Origin of the sequence: Parafilimonas terrae, from assembly GCF_900115755.1 — a bacterium.
Classification (GTDB): Bacteria; Bacteroidota; Bacteroidia; order Chitinophagales; family Chitinophagaceae; genus Parafilimonas; species Parafilimonas terrae.
The window spans coordinates 222,449-241,068 of sequence record NZ_FOXQ01000004.1; the positions used below are offsets into that span (position 1 = coordinate 222,449).

The following is an 18,620-nucleotide window of genomic DNA, read 5'->3' on the forward strand; positions in this document are numbered from 1 at the left end:
AAAACTATACGTATGAATCGCACTGTAATTTTTCTTATCTCTTCACAACTAAATACTGCATTATGAAAAAAGTCCTTTACAAATGGATGCTGTTGAGCGCATGCCTGCTCTTTTATGCGGCGGACACTTTATTTGCGCAGTCGCCTATATCAGTTAAAGGCACAGTAACAGCAAAAGAAAATGCAAAGCCCCTGGAAGGTGTAACGGTAATGGTTGAAGGCAGCAAACATGGCATTACAACAAATGCTGACGGCAGTTTTGTGCTTTCGAATGTTCCGCCATCTGGTAAACTGATTTTTTCTTTTGTGGGCTATACATCGCAAACAATACCGGTTAACGGTCAAACAACTTTTAATGTAACGCTTGAACTTGAAAGCAGCACGCTCGACCAGGTAGTAGTTATTGGTTATGGCACACAGCAAAAGAAAGACTTGACCGGCGCAGTGGCCCAGTTAAAAGCATCGCAGCTTGAAAATGAGAACCCCACGCAGGTAACGGATATGCTGAGAGGCAATGTGGCAGGTTTAACCATCTCGCAAACAAACTCAGCCTCGGCAAAAGGCGGCGGCGATTTGCAGATACGCGGCCGTTCGTCAATCAATGCCGGCACTACGCCATTGATTGTGGTGGATGGGGTTATTTATCCCGGCGCATTAAGTGATATCAATCCCAATGACATCAGCACGATTGATGTTTTAAAAGATGCAACATCCGCTGCTGTATTTGGCGCTAAATCTGCCAGCGGCGTGGTTATTATCACTACTAAGAAAGGCTCCCGCAAAGGCGCACAGATAACATTAAACTCAAATTTTGGTTATGGCGAGCTGGCCATGAACCAGCCGATATATGACGGGCCTGGTTTTGTTGCCTGGAGAACAGACGTATTGAACAGCATTAACGTTAACCATAAACCCTACCAGTTTAATGATCCCAGCACCCTGCCGGATTCTATTTCGGTAGATGAATGGATGGCGTATGATAACTCGCAGGGCGACCCCGTGGACGTGTGGCTGAACAGGTTAAAAATGTATCCCGTTGAAATAGCCAATTACAAAGAAGGCAAAACAACCGACTGGTATAATATGATGTTTCATAAGGGTCTCAGGCAAGACCATACGGTAAGCGTAGCCGGAAGAAAAGATGAAATATCTTATTATTTATCTGCCAACTATACCGACAATGACGGGGTAATTGTGGGCGATGATTACCAGGTATTCAGGGTGAGGACAAACCTTGAAGCAAAGATTGCTAAGTTTTTAACCGCCGGTATAAATTTTCAGTTTGCCGACAGGGATGAAAGCCAGGTACCTGTGAATTGGGGGCAAATGGTAAACGCATCGCCTTACGGTGAAAAATATAAAGATGGCACTACAGATTTAAGGGATAGCCCGAATGATGACGTGGGCAATAATATTAATCCTTTCCTGGATTATACTTATACCAACCGCCTTCAAAAAACGAATACTTTATTTGGAACAATGTTCGTAAAAGGCGAATTGCCTTATGGTTTTTCATACCAGGTAAACTTTACGCCCAACTATTCCTTTTATCGCTATTTCAATGGTATATCTGCTAAAGATTTTCAATACAAAGCAAGAGGCGGTGTAGCCACACGCACGGATCAAACCACTTTTAACTGGCAGGTAGATAACCTCATTAAATGGAATAAAACCTATGGCGATCATTCCTTTGATTTTACTTTCTTATTGAATGCCGAAAAATTCCAGTCATGGAGAAGCCAAATGGATAACGAAGGTTTTTCACCCAATGATGTTTTAAGCTATCACAATATAGGCGCAGGTATTAAACCGGTTATCAGCAGTGATGACCAGGTAAGCACAGGCGATGCCATGATGGGCCGTTTAAATTATTCCTATAAACAACGTTACCTGTTAACAGCTTCTTTCCGCCGGGATGGTTATTCAGCATTTGGCCAGAAAAATCCAAGGGCCGACTTTCCTGCCGTTGCATTGGGATGGGTTTTCTCCCAGGAAAAATTCATGCAGTCAAACTGGTTAAGTTATGGCAAACTGCGTGCCTCATGGGGAAAGAATGGTAACCGGGATATTGGCCGCTATTACGCACTATCCAATCTTAATACAGGCAAATATCAATACATAAAAGCCGATGGAACTGTTGTATTGATTTCCCAGTTGTACGTTGACAGGCTGCAGAACCCCGACCTGAAATGGGAAAAAACGACTTCTTATAACCTGGGTCTTGATTTCGGCTTATTCAATAACAGGATAAACGGTTCTTTTGATGTATATGAAAAGCAAACAAAAGACCTTTTGATACTACGTTCGTTACCGGATATCTCAGGCTTTTCCAATGTTTGGGACAACCTGGGCCAGGTAAACAACAAAGGCTTTGAAATAAGCATCACCAGCGCCAACATTGCCCATAAAAACTTTGCCTGGAATACAACGCTTAATTTTTCACTCAACCGGAATGAAATAAAACATTTGTATGGCGCAGTAGATGTTACTGATTCTACCGGCAAGGTAATAGGCCGCGAAGAAAGAGATGATGTTGCCAACAGGTGGTTTATTGGTCATGCGCTGGATGCAATATGGGATTTAAAAGTGTTGGGCGTATGGCAGCAGAATGAAGCAGATGAGGCAGCTAAATATGGTGTGAAGCCGGGCGACTTTAAAGTACAGGATTTTAATGGCGATGGTAAATATTCTGATGAAGACAGGCAATTCCTGGGCTATAGCAATCCACGTTTTCAATGGACGTTAAGAAACCAGTTTACTTATAAAGGTTTTGATTTTTCTTTCATGATCTATTCAAGCTGGGGACAAAAATTATCGTACAACAATGCTAAAAATAACTCGGGTTTTATTGACCGTCAGAATTCTTATATAGTTCCTTACTGGACTCCGGAACATCCAATTAATGATTACGCAAGATTGTATTCAAGCAATGGCAGCGCTGGCTTTAATGTGTACAGGTCGGCTTCTTTCATTCGACTTAATAATATTGCCCTTGCTTATACTTTACCGCAATCCCTTGTAAACAAGGCCGGACTGGAAAGCATGAAATTGTATGTGAATGCCAACAACGTGGCCGTGTTTGCGCCCGACTGGGATTTCTGGGACCCCGAATTCAGGAACAGGGATAGTAACGGCAATATATCCACGGCTATTCCGCCACGCATTTATTCGATAGGTATTAATGTTGTTTTTTAAAAAAAAATAATTCACATGAAGCTAGATTCAAAATATATATGGCTGCTGCTGATAATCTTCACAGGTATTTCAGCAGGCACAGGCTGCAGCAAAGACCGCTTAACACCGGAACCTTTGTCTTTTTACGAGCCTGATCTTACTTATACAACGCCAAGCGCCATGCAGGCTGCCCTTACCTCCTGCAACAGGAATTTAAGAAACGAATATTACGGCGATAACCCGCCCATACTTACAGAGATGGTTTTTTCTGAAGTTACGGTAGAAGGCACAACTGATAAATCAGGTCCGGCACAGGATTTAAACCTTGTAATCACGCCTGACCTGGCAGGCTACAATGATGCCGACCATGCAAGGATTTACTACTACTGGAGTGAAGGGTACAAAGGCATTAAATATGCCAATACGGTTATATCGAGAATAGATAATGTTACATGGGATTCACCGGAGCAGCGTAATTCGTTTTTAGGGCAAGCTTATTTTCACCGCGCCATGCGCTATTACAGGCTTACCAACCAGTTTGGTGATGTGCCGGCCATTATGCATGAAGTGAGCGAAAAAGATTCCGCTGTTAAACCTTTCTATTCAACCAAAAGAGATGTGATCCTGAGAAAGATGAAAACAGATCTTGATTCAGCTAAAGATTGGGTATCTGATGATGTGATGCGTGGCGAAGTAACCAAAGGCGCTGTATTGCAATTACTCACCAAAGTAAATCTTGCCCTGGGCGAATTTGATGATGCCATTGCCTCAGCCTCAGCCATCATCAATGGTGGTAAATATCATTTAATGACGCAGCCCTTCGGTGCCACTAAAAAGAATGTGATATGGGATTTGCATCGCCCTGAGAATAAATACACAGGCGAAAATACGGAAGGCATCTATCTCGTAACAGACCATTATGGCGACGGTGGTTACGACGGTGGTATGCGCATCATGCGGCAGGCGGTTCCTTACTGGGGCACTAATATTACTACACCAAGCGGTAAAAAAGGAACAAATGACGGTGTGGCGGTAAAGTTTGTTCAGTCATCTTTATATGGCAGGGGCATTGGCCGTTGCCGGCCTACCAACTACAGCCAGTATGATATATGGACTGACAGTAATGACCTGCGCCATTCTCATGATAACTGGATGAATATGGAAGACCTTGTATATAACAATGATGGCGCATTGGTAGTAGATGGAGTTACTGATCCTTATTATTTAAAGCCTTTACAGAAATACAACTCATCCGGCGGCGTACTTTGCGTTGATACTATCAGAAGCTGGTTTGGCTGGCCACAATACAAAGTATTTATTCCTGATAATGAAAATTCGCCAATGCAGGGCGGGCATTCTGACTGGTATGTTTACCGTCTTGCAGAAACCTATTTATTACGTGCAGAAGCTTATTTCTGGAAAGGCGACCTCGCCAGCGCCGCTGCCGACATTAATATGGTAAGAACACGCGCCCACTGTGCGCCAATAACGCCGGATCAGGTAAATATGGGCACTATATTAGATGAACGCGCCAGGGAATTATTTTATGAAGAGCCGCGTAAAACAGAGCTCACACGCATAGCTTATATCTTCGCTTTAACGCATAAGGTTGCAGAAAACGGCAAATCATATTCACTGGATAATTTTTCTGATAACAATTATTTTTATGACAGGGTTATAGCCAAAAATAATTTTTACCGTGAAGGCATTGTTACCATTCACGGTGATAAATACACCATGAGCCCTTACCATGTTTTATGGCCGGTACCCACCAAATCCATACAGGCCAACACGTATGGCCGTATCAATCAGAATAAAGGTTACCAGGGTTATGAGTCAAATGTGCCGGCGTTGGATTATATACCGTAATAACATAAATTGAAACGCTAAAAAAACAGAAATGCAATCAAGAAGAAAATTCATACAGGCAGGAACATTAGGCATGGCGGCTTCGGCTGCCATGCCTTTTCTTGGAAAAGCTGCCGTAAATGCATCAGGGAAAACAGCTAAACATGAGCCATTAAAACTGGGCATGGCAGGCTATACATTTTTAAACTTCGACCTGGCAACATCCATAAAAATGATGCAGCGCGTAAATGTTACCAATCTTTCCATCAAAGATTTTCATTTGCCGTTAGATAGCTCGCCCGAAAAAATAAAAGAAGTGCTGCAACAGTTAAGCGATGCAGGCATAACGCCGTATGCAGTGGGTGTTATTTATATGAAGAGTAAAGAAGATGTTGACCGCACCTTTAATTATGCAAAAGCAGTTGGCGTAAATATGATCGTTGGCGTTCCCAATTATGATCTGATAGATTATACCGAACAGAAAGTAAAAGAGCATAACATTAAAATAGCCATTCACAATCACGGCCCGATGGATAAATTATATCCAAGCCCTAAAGATGTATATGAGCACATTAAAACAAAAGATAAGCGCATGGGTTTGTGTATAGATATAGGACATACACAACGCACCGGCCTTGCACCTGCTGATGCTGTATTGCAGTTTAAAGACCGGTTATTAGACCTGCATATTAAAGATGTTACGGCTGCCGCAAATGAAGGCAAGGCAATTGATGTGGGCCGCGGCATAATTGATTTTCCTGCATTTGAAAGGGCGTTATATAAAATAAATTACCAGGGTATGTGCAGTTTTGAATACGAACTGAATATGAAAGACCCTTTGCCGGGCATTGCAGAATCAGTGGGCTATTTTAAAGGTGTGATGAATACGATTTAATATCGTGTTATACTATAAATGTTCGTCATTTCGACGATAGGAGAAATCTCTGCGGATATAGGATTGCATCAAATTCAGGAGATGTCTCGTACCTCTGCATGGCGACCGAAAAGTTGTTAGAAAAACAATGAAACCATTTTTATCAGAAGATTTTTTATTACAAACAGGCACAGCAAAACAGTTATATTTTGATCATGCGGCAAACATGCCCATTATAGATTATCATAATCATTTGCCGCCCGATGAAATTGCAAACAATAAACAATTTAAAAATATTACGGAACTGTGGCTTAAAGGCGACCATTATAAATGGCGGGCCATGCGCAGCAACGGTGTGAATGAGGAATTAATTACAGGCAATGCTGATGATTTTGAAAAGTTCAAAGCCTGGGCTGAGACAACGCCTTATACCATGCGCAACCCGCTGTACCATTGGTCGCACCTGGAATTGAAAAAGCCCTTCGGCATAACAGAATTGCTGAATGCAGGTAGCGCTGCATCTGTTTATGCGGCCTGCAATGAACAATTGCCGCAATACACCACACAGGCTTTACTAAAATATTTTAAAGTGGATGCACTCTGTACAACAGATGATCCTGCTGATGAGCTTGTTTATCATAAAAAAATAAGTGAACAGCCTTTCGGCATAAAAGTATTACCGGCCTTCAGGCCGGATAAGGCAATGGCAATTGATGATGCGGAAGCCTATAAAAATTACCTGCAAAAATTATCCGCCATATCGGGCATTGAAATAAATTCTTACGATAGTTTACTGGAAGCATTGCATAAACGCCATGATGTTTTTCATGAAGCAGGCTGCCGCGTTTCAGATCATGGGCTGGATACCTTTCAAAAGATTGATGGCACCGCGCAACAGCTTGAAAACATATTTTCAAAAGCTGCTACAGGCAAGCCTGTATCAAAAGAAGAGTCCATATTGTTTAAAATGGCAACCCTGCATTTCATCTGCACCTGGAACCATGAGAAAGAATGGGTGCAGCAGTTTCATGTTGGCGCGCTGCGTAACAACAATACGCGTTTATTAAAGCGCATCGGCGCTGATGCCGGCGTGGATTCTATGGGCGACTGGCCGGTGGCAGAAGGCATGGCGGCATTTTTTGATAAGCTGGATAAAGATGATAAGCTTGCAAAAACAATTATCTATAACAATAACCCGATGTATAATGAAGTATTTGCTACCATGACCGGCAATTTCCAGGATGGCAGCACACCGGGTAAAATACAATATGGCAGCGGCTGGTGGTTTTTAGACCAGAAAGATGGTATGGAAAAGCAAATGAACACATTAAGCAATATGGGTTTATTGAGCCGCTTTATTGGTATGATAACAGATTCCCGCAGCTTCCTTTCTTTTTCAAGGCATGAATATTTTCGCAGGATTCTTTGCAATCTTATCGGTAACGATGTGGAGAATGGTGAACTGCCTGCCGATATAAAATGGCTGGGTAAAATGGTGGAAGATATTTGCTATAACAATGCGAGAGATTATTTTAAGTTGTAAGCTCTGTTCTTTTCTCTTGAAAGAAAAGAACCCCCGCCTGACCGGGGCCAGTCGGGCAGGAAAAGTTCAAGAAAAAATGATATTCAGCACATTTTTTCGTCCGCCTTGATTGGGCTTTGTGCTGCTGATTTTTCAGCTTTTGATCCCTGATGCTTAGGTGTAATAATGTATGTTATTTTCCATCATTTAATCATTGAATATGGTAAAATTTTAACGGCCTTTATTACAACAGAAGCATCATAAATATTCAGGTTGCTAAAGTATAAATTATTATAACGTTGTTTGAAAAGGGGCATCCCTCTCCACAAGTGGAGAGGGAACGAGGATGAGGTAAAATTCTATTAATAACCATTCATGAGATCATTTGTGACCACTGTAAAAATCTTGATTATCTGCACTGCGTTTTTAAGTTTATTAAGTTGTAACAGCAACAATGGAAATGGCGGCAAGCCCGATTCACTGGCCATACGCAAAAGCATAGAAGATGCGTCGGTGCTTAAGCCCGCTGAGGCCATTAAAAAAATGCACATTGAAGATGGCTTCGAAGTAAAACTGGTGGCGGAAGAACCCTTGATTGCTGCACCGGTGGCCATGAATTTTGATAACAAAGGCCGCTTATGGGTTGTAACCATGATGGATTATATGCCGGATACATCGGGCACGGGTGAAGATATGCCAACAGGCAAGGTGATGATATTAAGTGATACTAACGGCGATGGTGTTATGGATAGCAGTAAAGTGTTTTTAGACTCGCTGGTATTGCCGCGTGCTTTGTGTTTAATCGACGGCGGCATTCTCGTTGCCGAACCGCCAAAGCTTTGGTATTATGATATTAAAGATGATAAGCCCGTAAACAAAACGTTGGTTGACAGCAGCTATGCAGATGGCGGCAACGTAGAGCACCAGCCCAATGGTTTGCTGCGTGCGATGGATAACTGGATATACAATGCCAAAAGCGATGTGCGTTACCGGAAACAGGGTAATAAATGGCTGAAAGAAAAAACACATTTCCGCGGGCAGTGGGGCATTGCGCAGGATGATGAAGGAAGGTTGTTTTATAACACCAACTCAGAAAATTTATTGGGCGATTATTTTATGCCCGGCCTTGGCTCCGGCAATACCAACCAAAGAAAGGTGGCGGGTTATGTTGAGTCGATTATTAAAGACAACAGGACGTATCCTGTGCGGCCAACACCTGGTGTAAACCGCGGCTATATGGAAGGCGTGCTTGACGATAGTTTGCGCCTCACCAATTTTACGGCTGCCTGCGGCCCTGTAATTTATAACGGCGGTTTATTTGATGAGGCTTATCACGGCAATGCCTTTGTAGCCGAGCCTTCTGCCAATCTTATCAAAAGAAATATCTTAACGGATAAAGGTTATATTGTTGATGGAAAACAGGCATATCAAAACAAGGAATTTTTAGCCAGTGAAGATGAGCGTTTCAGGCCGGTGAATTTATATGTTGGCCCCGATGGCGCCATGTATATTATAGATATGTATCGCGGCATCATTCAGCATAAAACTTATCTCACGCCTTATCTTAAAAATGAAATAAAGGAGAGAAAGCTTACCAATCCTTTAAACTGCGGGCGTATTTATAAAATAATTCCAAAAGGAGGTGACGCAAAAAATATTGTGTTCAACAATGACCCGCAGCAACTTGTTGAATTACTGAAAAACAAAAACGGCTGGGTGCGTAATGAAGCGCAGCAAATGATCATTGACAGTAACTATACTGCTGCATCGCCTGCACTGCATGAAATGCTGAAGTCAACAGATAATTTTATTCCCGTTGCACATGCATTATGGACATTGGAAGGCTTGCATGCATTACAGCCTGCGGATGTATTGCCTTTGCTGCAAAACAATAACTGGCTCATAAGAATGCAGGCATTAAGTGTATTGCCTTCTGTTATGAATAAAAATAATTACAACCAGTTTTTACCGCTGCTGCAGCAACTGGTGAACGATACGCTGGCCGCGCCTTATATTGGTTATATCATGCATAATATGCAGCAGTATAATGCAGCCGCTGCCAAACAAATACTGATGCAGTTGACATCAAAATACGCAGCCAATAAATATGTTGCCGATGCGGTGATCAGCAATCTTGAGAATAAAGAAGAAAGCTTTTTGAAAGAGGTGGTAAAAATAAATGCTGATACAACAACAGTGTTTGCAAGGAGATTAAGAAAAGTAATTGATGATATTGCAAAAGCCAGGAGCCAGAGCAACCAGAAAAAGCTTGCCGCTTTATATCCAAGAGGGGCGCATATATTTACAACACTTTGCCAAACCTGCCATGGCCTTGATGGCAACGGCGTTACAGCATTGGCGCCGCCGCTGAATAAATCAAACTGGGTGCAGGGCAACAAAAACCAGTTGATACCAATTGTGCTGTACGGGTTAACAGGCCCTGTAAAAGTGGCGGATCATTTATATAAATCGCCGGAAATAAATGGCGATATGCCGGGCATCGGGTCGAACGATGAATATAATGATGAAGATATTGCGCAGGTATTAAACTACATTCGTAACTCATGGAATAATAAAGTTTCCGGTTCTGCCATTACAGCAAAAGATATTTCTGATACAAGAAAGAAATATGAAGGCAGGCAGAAGACGTTTACAATGGAAGAACTGGAAGGGATTAAGTAGAAGTTGATTGGTTGAAGGGTGAGAAATGGGAATTTGGAATAAGGAATTGGTAAGCAGGAAAGTTGATTCGTTGAGAGGTTGATTGGTTGAAGGGTGAGAAACGGGAATTTGGAATAAGGAATTGGAAAGAAGGAAAGTTGATTGGTTGAGAGGTTGATTGGTTGAAGGGTGAGAAACGGGAATTTGGAATAAGGAATTGGAAAGAAGGAAAGTTGATTGGTTGAGAAGTTGATTAGTTGAATGGGAAGAAACTTGTGAACAAGTGAACACGTGAACTTTTAAACGGATGGGAATTGCTATCAGCTTGTAGCTCAAAGCTGATAGCTGATAGCTCGTAGCTCAAATATGGATAAAACAACAATAAAAGCAGGTATTATTGGCTCCGGCTTTGCCGCCAGGTTTCATTACGATGCATTGCAAAGGGTGTTTAGCACCGGGGTTGAAATTGCGGGCGCTTATTCGCCCACGGAAGAACGGTTGAAAGCATTTACGGATGCAAGAAAAATAATGCCTTACAATGACCTTGAAAAATTAATTGCCGCCTCAGATGTGTTGCATGTTTGCACGCCGCCTGTAACGCATGAGCCCATTGTTATTGCTGCATTGCAGCAAAACAAACATGTAATTGTTGAAAAGCCGCTTACAGGATATTTTGGCGATGGCACAGATAACTTTAACGGCGATACATTTCCAAAACAGCAGGGCCTTGATCATGCATTGCAAAGCATACAAAACATGCTGGATGCAGAAAAGGAAAGCACGGGCAAAATAATGTATGCAGAGAACTGGGTGTATGCGCCTGCTGTTCAGAAAGAAAGGGAACTGATACAAAAAACCGGTGCGCAGATTTTATACATGCGCGGCGAACAATCGCACTCCGGCTCGCATTCATTAACGTATGGGATATGGAAGTTTTCAGGCGGCGGCTCCATGATGGGCAAAGGCTGCCATCCCCTAAGCGCAGCCATTTATTTTAAACATGTGGAAGGCAGGGCGCGCAATGGCAAACCCATTCATCCCAAAACAATCACGGCACGCACCCATGCGGTTACACGTATGCCCGGTTTTAATAATGAAGGCTATTTAAGAGCGTCTTATACCGATGTGGAAGATTTCGCCATGCTGCATGTGGTGTTTGAAGATGGTACATTTGCTAACCTGGTTGCCAGTGAACTGGTGCTGGGCGGTGTGCATAATATAATTGAGGTAAATACTACCAATCACAGAACGGTATGTAATATTAATCCGAATGATGCCATGCAATCATATACGCCCGATAAAAAATATTTTGAAGACATATATGTGCTGGAAAAGATAGAAACAAAACAGGGCTGGTCGTGCATTTCGCCGGATGAAGGATGGTTTGCAGGCTATCAGCATGAAATGGATGCGTTTTATCGCTCGGCCGCTTATGGAGATGCTATTGAAAGTAATAGCAGCCTGGCCGCAGATGTTATCGCCACCATTTATGCGGGCTATGTATCTGCCGAGAACAAAGGCGCGGAAACGGCTGTTCCCCTGGTGTTATCATAAGTAAATGGATTGTTGTTGATTTAAAAAATAATCAACAATCAATACGCAATGTTTATTTAATAGAAAAGTCCCTCTCCTTTGGAGAAGGATTTAGGGTGAGGTCAAACAATTAAATTAAACAATCTCACATAAATAATCAATACCTGCATTATATCATCATTAAAATAATCTAACAGGCATGCCATTAAACCAGACAACTTCAGGCAACATTAATAACAAAATTGGTAAATACCGCTGGACGATATGTTCGCTTATATTCTTTGCCACTACCATCAACTATCTTGACAGGCAGGTGATCAGCCTGTTAAAACCCACGCTGGAAAAAGAATTTAACTGGAGCGAATCGGATTATTCCAATATTGTTATAGCATTCCAGTTTGCCTATGCCCTGGGCATGATTGGCGCCGGAAGATTGATTGATAAGATAGGCAGCAAACTGGGATATGCCCTTACACTTACGTTATGGAGCATTGCCTCTATCCTGCATGCATTTGCAAGGGGCGTATGGAGCTTCGCGGGCTACCGCGCATTTTTGGGGGTAACAGAAGCCGGTAACTTCCCCGCAGCATTCAAGGCTGTGGCAGAATGGTTTCCGCGCAGGGAGCGGGCTTATGCTGCCGGCATATTTAATTCGGGCACCAATGTTGGCGCTATACTGGCGCCGATTGTAGTGCCGTGGCTTGCCATCAATTACAGCTGGCGCATTGCATTTATTGCCATTGGCGCCTTTGGTTTTTTATGGCTGATATTCTGGTTTATTTTTTATGAAGTGCCCGAAAAGCAAAAACGTTTATCAAAAGCGGAATTTGATTACATACACAGTGATAAGGACGGGGACGATGCGGTGGAAGCACAACCTAAAATTTCCTGGGGAAGGTTATTGGCTTTCAGGCAAACCTGGGCTTTTATCGCAGGCAAGTTTTTAACCGACGGCATCTGGTGGTTTTTATTATTCTGGCTGCCTGCATTTTTAGATGCCCAATATCATCTCACCGGCATGCAGGTAAGTTTGCCCATTGCATTTGTTTACACATTAGCGGGCGTTGCAAGTGTTATCGGCGGGTGGCTGCCCATGTATCTTGTTAAGAAAGGGTTCACGGTTGTAAAGGCCCGCAAAACGTCCATGCTCATTTACGCCTTTTGCCCTCTGCTGATAATAGCAGCGCAGTATGCAGGCGGTTATCACATGTGGTATGCCATTATTATTATTGGCATTGCTGCATCTGCCCACCAGGCATGGAGCGCCAACCTGTTTACAACCGTTAGCGATATGTTTCCCAAAAACTCCGTGGCTTCCGTAGTGGGCATCGGAGGCATGGCGGGTGGCATAGGCGGTATGCTGGTATCAAAATTTGCAGGCCTGTTATTCGATCATTACAAAAATCTCGGGCATATTGAAACCGGTTATTTTATTATGTTCCTGTTTTGCGGTTTTGGTTATTTAATTGCTTGGCTCATCATGTTCCTTGGCCTGGTGCCTAAAATGGAGAAGGTGAAGATTGTGTAATGCGTGGCCTGGGATGAGAAGTATTTATAGCTGGATTTAGGCAATTATAGATGACTGGGTAAAGCACTTTAAATGTCATTTCGACGACAGGAGAAATCTCCCAAAATACAATCCTCAAAGATTCCATAAAGTTCCTGCTATGGGCAAGCTGAAGGAAGAAATTGAGTGATTCGCAGCCTCATTAACGAAGTAAAGAAACCGGCCATTTTACCGTCATGCATGCACCAGCTCCCTGTCCCGGTTCTTTCAGGAGATTGGGCATCTCATCATTAGCCATTTACTTTTGATTGTTATGCAACCGAATGTTTTCCCAAAATCAGGTTGATTAACGTTAATATTCCACAATAAAAAATCCCGCTTTGTGCGGGATTTTTTTATTCATTTACCAGGATAAACTTATTGAGATTTCTTTGCGTCTTCCAAAAATTTAGCCAGGCCAATATCGGTAAGCGGATGCTTTAATAAACCGAGAATGGAATCAAGCGGGGAAGTAATTACATGTGCGCCTAATTCTGCCGCCTGTATAATATGATTGGGGCTACGGATAGATGCCGCCAGCACCTGTGTTTCATAACCCTGTATATCGTAAATCTGGACAATCTGGGCAATCAGTTGCATGCCATCCCAGCCACTGTCGTCAATACGGCCGATGAAAGGAGAAATATACCTGGCCCCTGCTTTAGCTGCAAGAATAGCCTGGCCGGCAGAAAAACATAAAGTACAATTGGTGGCAATGCCGTTATCGGTAAACCATTTAATAGCTTTCACGCCATCCTTTATCATCGGCACCTTTACCACAATATTTTTGTGGATAGCCGCCAGCTTTTTACCCTCTTCAATAATATCTTCGAATTTGGTGGAAATAACTTCAGCGCTTATATCGCCATCAACCATTTCACATATAGTTTTATAATGGTTCATAACCGCTTCATTACCTTTAATACCCTCTTTTGCCATCAGGGAAGGATTGGTGGTTACACCATCTAAAATGCCGAGATCGTGAGCTTCTTTAATTTGTGCGAGATTAGCTGTATCAATAAAAAATTTCATAGCGCAATGCCGTTTTCCGGTAGTATTTAATTTGAAGAAAAATCCTGATTATTTATATCCCCCCTTCAGGGGGTTAGGGGGCAAAATAAAAAGGCAGGCTTATTACATCGCACCGCTACAACCGCCTACTCTTGCTGCATTCCTGCCCTGGGAGGGTTCAGCAGGAGCTGGTCGTGTAAGACCTGCCGGCCGCAAATGTAAATGATAATCGTCAAAAAAATATTTATTGTTGCGTTAAGTTACGGCTGTCCACTGTAACGGCGCTCACCAACTGGTCGGCACGGTCGCTGAGAGACCGGTAATACACAAGAATAGTGTACGTATTTTCCGTTTCGGAAAAATCACCTTCCGTATCTGCTGTTTCCGTGGCATTATTTTTACTGCCGGGTGCTTTTGTTACATAGGTATAATAATAATAACCATTCTTCAGCAACAGTGTTTTTTCAAATACACCTTTATCTGCATTAAAATCCAGCTCGCAGATATTATCATCGCAAACACCGGTGGCCAGTTCCCCTGTCATATACACTTTCCTCCCGGCCAATGCATTAATATTTTTTGGCACAAAAGTGAAATGCACATTCGCATAGTCGCCCTGCGTCCAGGGATTATTTACGTCGGTAGTGCTTACTTCAAAAAAACCATTCCTGTCAACATAACTTACATACCTTATACCGGTGCGCTGCATATCAGGCCTCAGCCAAACATTAAAAGGCACGATGTTTTGATCAACACTGTCAACCCGTTCGCTCTGGAAACGAAAGCTCCTCAAATCAACCCAGCGATATGGCCTGCCGCCGGGGAAAACCAGTGAGGTTTCGTTATTGTACTCATAGGCATTACCGCGCATAAAGGTGGGCTGAATGTTCATTACCGCATTATCCCACCTGAAATTTTGCAGCACCACCACTTTCAACTGCTGCTGCGGATTGTTGATATTCAGCTTGGTTTTATCAACTGTAAACTGCAGCTTCTGGTGGGTGCGGAACAGTTGTGTATTGAAAGGCTGCGTGATCTTCACTCCTACTGCAACCATATCATTCAGCACCAAAACGCGTCTTGTAAATGCAAGTTTGGAAGTATCGCCATTCAGGTAAACTTTCAGCAAATAATTACCGCTTAATTTGGGCAAACAATTTTTTTCAGGCAATAAAGCCTGGTAATGCACATATTTTGTTTTGGCAACAGATGAATTGCGGTATTGCATGAGCTTGCCCTGTGTAAAACCCTGCAGGTAATCAAACGGGCTGAGGTTGGCAGGCTGCCAGTTGGCATCGCATAAAACATAGGTATAATTATAGCTTTTAATACCGCCGCCCAGGTCATCAAAATGCAGTTCGAGGCTGCTGACTGCATTGAGTTTGATAACAGGATATGCATCCTGGTTGCCCGTAAGAAAGAGTTTTACGCCGTGTATATTCGGCATATAAATTTTATCTGGCTGCTGTGCGTGCAGGTTAAAAGTAAAAAGCAGGATAGCGATAAATGCAAAAGCGGTTTTCTTCATGTATTTACTACTGAGAGTTCAAATGTAGGGCACTTCCTCCGTATCTCCTTGTACTCTCCTCCATACTTCCTCCATAGTTGGTGCATGAAAGTGCGTAGATTAGTGAATCTCTTTTAAACATTTACAAGGTATATAGCAGGTGACTCATCCCAACCCTTCTTCAAAGAAGAAGGGCAAGAAATAGCGTGATTTTCTAATGCAAAAGAGCAGGCTGGTACAGCGCAAAAGGGTTTAAGGCTCCGGTTAGGTGTAAGGCACCTAAATTAATACCGGTTTCCAGCCGTCGGAAGGGTTTAACTGTAATGTTATCTGCACAGGTTGCTGCGTTGCAGCCGTTTGTTTCGCCGGTTCCCGTTTTATAACAGGTTGCCATTTTACATCGAGGTAATTATTCATGCCCGGATCGCTGTTGTAAAAAGCTTCTGCCTGCGGGCGGTATTCTCCGCCCACTGGTGGCGGCAACAGTTGCAAAGTATTATTGCGGTCAAACAATAGCATACCGTTTTTATGCACCCAGTTAAAAAACAGGTTGCCTTCATTCATGTGTTTCAATACAAAGTATAGCGGGTGCACCACCATATTCACGGTTCCAAAATGTGCTACCATTTCCTGTATTTCGGCCAGCTTTTCTTCGCCGGCCTGTATATGATCAGGTGTTATTACCAGCAGGTCGCAGGTAAAATGCCGGTCTTCCTTCAACTGTCTTTTTATAAAAGCTGTACGTGTGATAACACTACTGGTTCTGCACCCAAAACAGTAGATCATAAGGGCATTGAGCTGGGCCGCCACCAGCTTTTTAATGCAATGGATGGCGTTGCTTTCCATGCCATTGAGTTGGGAAATGTAATTTTTCATGTGTATGTATTTTGATGTTAAAAATTATATGGGAAACAGTAGGGTTGCTGATTTATGTGCACCTTTATTTTTCCATCTTACTAAGATTTCTTTCTGTACCTTTTTCATTTGAATAACAATCAGCTTATTGTTACTTTCTTTTCTTGAAAAAAGAAAGTAACCAAAGAAATTCAAGCACAGATGATCTTTCAACACATCCGCGCACATGCCTTGATTTGGCTTTTGTGCTGCTGATTCTTCGGCTGTCATGCCTTGATATTCGATGCCGGCTTCCTGACTATTAGTTATTTTTTAAAATGCAGGGAGACCACTATTGCATACAATGTAAAACAGGCACAACCACTTGCCGTCATTCCCGGCTGCATTGTAAACCCTCGGGTTTACATCCGGACTACGGCAATACCTGAAAAAATTTTTATTCTGCCTGTGATCATGTCTAAGCATATTGCAAATTTCATTATGGCATGTGCCGTATCCCACAGTAAAGCCATGTTTAATACTTCAACCAGTTTGTATTTTACTTAGTTTTACAAGGCAATGATTGTTTGGGGATAACCGTTAAATTTGTTTATGACAACTACTGCAAAAAAGGTACACGAAGGCCGTAACGTAAAACGTTTTCGCGAAATGCTGGGCATAAAACAGGATGCGCTGGCGGCTGAGCTGGGCGATGACTGGAACCAGCAAAAAATATCGTTACTGGAACAGAAAGAAACCCTTGACCCGGTTATATTAAAAGATGTGGCCGCTGCTTTAAAAATACCCGCCGAAGCGATACAGAATTTTGATGAGGAACAGGCGGTGAATGTGATTGCAAATACTTTTAATGAAAGGTCTTTTGAGAATGCCTTTGCTAACAATTGTACTTTCAATTTCAATCCCATAGATAAAATGATTGAGCTGTATGAACGGATGCTGCAACAGCAAAGGGAGATGATTGAGAAGCTGGAAAAGTTGATTGAAAAAAAGTAAGTTGTTTTAGCATCATTATAATAGAAACCAAACCTAACACCTGAAAAATGGATAATTCATTTTTTGTCTTCTCAGATGTTGTTACGAATAATCCGGTAGTGATTGAACGTTCACATATATGTTTATGGGAATTTAAGAACAACAGTGCTTTAGTTGAATTTGGCTTCGAAGTTTCTAAAAACTCTCTTCCTCAAAACCAGCTCAATATTAACGTATTTATCCCTTGGCTTTCTAAATCGGCAGGAGAAAAAGATTTATATGAGAAACTTAGCAATTCTGAAAATAGCAGATTTATTTTCAACGACTCCATAAAGCAGACTCAATCGTTGGACGATGGCAGAAATAAACTTGGTGTCATTCATGAGTTTGCCAATAGGGATTATCTATGCATTTTACCTATTTCAATTATAAGGAAAGGGAATAATATACTTGAAGTAAAAATTGATCTTCAACATTACAGAGCAGCTCAAGCAGATGCGAATATTTATTTCAGATTTGCTATAACCCCGCAAATGCCTGCTATATCTATGCATAAAAAAGGTATTAGCAAATCAACTATCGTTTACGATATAAAAGTGAATGAAAGAAGAAATATCCCAGATCAAATGCTTACCTTCTTTTCGCAAAGAAATTTTTGTGCCATCAAAGCCTGTTTCTGCTTCTTTATTATTCCCAACGATTACGATATTGTATTCTTTGAAAATGATTCGCTCAAAAGCGTACGAACTCTTGAGTATGACGCTTTTACTAAATATCTTGGCGATAAAAGAGTAAAGCAGGATGAATTGATAGTTGTATTCAACAAGAAAAAAAATTCTGAATCATTCTCTTTCTTTTCAATATTTACAAAAGAACGAATCGGCCCGGAACAATATATCTTAGCTATTTTAATAAATATGGTTTCCGGCATCCTACTGTTTTTACCGGGTTTCAGAACCGGCATTAATAAGGAAACATCAGTTTGGAAACAACTACCTGTTGAATTTATTATAGCGATATTAATCACTGTAGTAACGTTTTTATATTTCCTTTGGCCAAAATTTAAAGCATCAAAAAAGGAGCTAACTCTCAAAACCTAAAGTAAAAGAATGCAAAAA

The 18,620-nt window shown here is 41.9% G+C and carries 13 protein-coding genes and 1 other RNA gene; 9 read left to right on the plus strand and 5 right to left on the minus strand.

The features are described from left to right. Positions 1-62 precede the first annotated feature (62 nt). The 7 genes from BM015_RS08945 to BM015_RS08975 all read left to right on the plus strand — a co-directional run bounded on the left by BM015_RS08945 (position 63) and on the right by BM015_RS08975 (position 13,139). Positions 63-3,194 (plus strand): SusC/RagA family TonB-linked outer membrane protein, encoded by a 3,132-nt coding sequence (locus BM015_RS08945; RefSeq protein ID WP_218148461.1) that lies wholly within the window; start codon positions 63-65, stop codon positions 3,192-3,194. Positions 3,195-3,209: 15 nt separating this feature from the next. Further along, entirely contained in the window at positions 3,210-5,042 is a 1,833-nt protein-coding gene (locus BM015_RS08950) for a RagB/SusD family nutrient uptake outer membrane protein (protein ID WP_090657470.1), read from the plus strand. 31 nt (positions 5,043-5,073) lie between these two features. Further along, positions 5,074-5,916: a sugar phosphate isomerase/epimerase family protein gene (locus BM015_RS08955; protein ID WP_090657472.1), complete on the plus strand. Its 843-nt coding sequence runs from the start codon at positions 5,074-5,076 to the stop codon at positions 5,914-5,916. Between the two features lie 127 nt (positions 5,917-6,043). Then, positions 6,044-7,438, plus strand: coding sequence for a glucuronate isomerase (gene uxaC, locus BM015_RS08960; RefSeq protein ID WP_090657474.1), 1,395 nt, complete (start codon positions 6,044-6,046; stop codon positions 7,436-7,438). Between the two features lie 354 nt (positions 7,439-7,792). Continuing rightward, positions 7,793-10,099 (plus strand): DUF7133 domain-containing protein, encoded by a 2,307-nt coding sequence (locus tag BM015_RS08965; protein ID WP_090657478.1) that lies wholly within the window; start codon positions 7,793-7,795, stop codon positions 10,097-10,099. A gap of 345 nt (positions 10,100-10,444) precedes the next feature. Beyond that, positions 10,445-11,632: a Gfo/Idh/MocA family protein gene (locus BM015_RS08970; protein ID WP_090657480.1), complete on the plus strand. Its 1,188-nt coding sequence runs from the start codon at positions 10,445-10,447 to the stop codon at positions 11,630-11,632. A gap of 178 nt (positions 11,633-11,810) precedes the next feature. Beyond that, positions 11,811-13,139, plus strand: coding sequence for an MFS transporter (locus tag BM015_RS08975; RefSeq protein ID WP_177191856.1), 1,329 nt, complete (start codon positions 11,811-11,813; stop codon positions 13,137-13,139). A 396-nt stretch (positions 13,140-13,535) separates the two neighbouring features. On the opposite strand, the gene fsa is transcribed toward BM015_RS08975, so the two are convergent. From fsa to BM015_RS09000, 5 genes are all read right to left on the minus strand, one after another. Next, positions 13,536-14,189: a fructose-6-phosphate aldolase gene (gene fsa, locus BM015_RS08980; RefSeq protein WP_090657482.1), complete on the minus strand. Its 654-nt coding sequence runs from the start codon at positions 14,187-14,189 to the stop codon at positions 13,536-13,538. Positions 14,190-14,277: 88 nt separating this feature from the next. Continuing rightward, positions 14,278-14,377: signal recognition particle sRNA small type (gene ffs, locus BM015_RS08985), an RNA gene on the minus strand. Between the two features lie 35 nt (positions 14,378-14,412). Further along, positions 14,413-15,696, minus strand: coding sequence for a type IX secretion system plug protein (locus BM015_RS08990; protein ID WP_090657485.1), 1,284 nt, complete (start codon positions 15,694-15,696; stop codon positions 14,413-14,415). Between the two features lie 258 nt (positions 15,697-15,954). After that, a complete protein-coding gene (locus tag BM015_RS08995) occupies positions 15,955-16,551 on the minus strand; it encodes a hypothetical protein (protein ID WP_090657486.1) in 597 nt (198 codons plus the stop codon). Positions 16,552-16,575: 24 nt separating this feature from the next. After that, complete coding sequence (locus tag BM015_RS09000) at positions 16,576-16,800, minus strand: hypothetical protein (protein ID WP_090657487.1); 225 nt, start codon at positions 16,798-16,800, stop codon at positions 16,576-16,578. A 321-nt stretch (positions 16,801-17,121) separates the two neighbouring features. Here BM015_RS09000 and BM015_RS09010 point away from each other — a divergent pair, with 321 nt between their 5' ends. Then, positions 17,122-17,523, plus strand: a complete 402-nt coding sequence (locus BM015_RS09010; protein ID WP_090657492.1) for a helix-turn-helix domain-containing protein — start codon at positions 17,122-17,124, stop codon at positions 17,521-17,523. Positions 17,524-17,570: 47 nt separating this feature from the next. Further along, on the plus strand, positions 17,571-18,602 hold the full coding sequence (locus BM015_RS09015) for a hypothetical protein (protein ID WP_090657494.1): 1,032 nt from the start codon (positions 17,571-17,573) through the stop codon (positions 18,600-18,602). The last annotated feature ends 18 nt before the right edge of the window (positions 18,603-18,620 follow it).

Bases quoted from the DNA above. Each gene is read 5' to 3' on its own strand.
- BM015_RS08990 (WP_090657485.1), bottom strand. From the start codon at position 15,696: ATGAAGAAAACCGCTTTTGCATTTATCGCTATCCTGCTTTTTACTTTT.
- BM015_RS08950 (WP_090657470.1), top strand. From the start codon at position 3,210: ATGAAGCTAGATTCAAAATATATATGGCTGCTGCTGATAATCTTCACA.
- BM015_RS08955 (WP_090657472.1), top strand. From the start codon at position 5,074: ATGCAATCAAGAAGAAAATTCATACAGGCAGGAACATTAGGCATGGCG.
- BM015_RS09000 (WP_090657487.1), bottom strand. From the start codon at position 16,800: ATGACAGCCGAAGAATCAGCAGCACAAAAGCCAAATCAAGGCATGTGC.
- BM015_RS08970 (WP_090657480.1), top strand. From the start codon at position 10,445: ATGGATAAAACAACAATAAAAGCAGGTATTATTGGCTCCGGCTTTGCC.
- BM015_RS09015 (WP_090657494.1), top strand. From the start codon at position 17,571: ATGGATAATTCATTTTTTGTCTTCTCAGATGTTGTTACGAATAATCCG.
- BM015_RS08995 (WP_090657486.1), bottom strand. From the start codon at position 16,551: ATGAAAAATTACATTTCCCAACTCAATGGCATGGAAAGCAACGCCATC.
- BM015_RS08945 (WP_218148461.1), top strand. From the start codon at position 63: ATGAAAAAAGTCCTTTACAAATGGATGCTGTTGAGCGCATGCCTGCTC.
- uxaC (WP_090657474.1), top strand. From the start codon at position 6,044: ATGAAACCATTTTTATCAGAAGATTTTTTATTACAAACAGGCACAGCA.
- BM015_RS09010 (WP_090657492.1), top strand. From the start codon at position 17,122: ATGACAACTACTGCAAAAAAGGTACACGAAGGCCGTAACGTAAAACGT.
- BM015_RS08975 (WP_177191856.1), top strand. From the start codon at position 11,811: ATGCCATTAAACCAGACAACTTCAGGCAACATTAATAACAAAATTGGT.
- BM015_RS08965 (WP_090657478.1), top strand. From the start codon at position 7,793: ATGAGATCATTTGTGACCACTGTAAAAATCTTGATTATCTGCACTGCG.
- fsa (WP_090657482.1), bottom strand. From the start codon at position 14,189: ATGAAATTTTTTATTGATACAGCTAATCTCGCACAAATTAAAGAAGCT.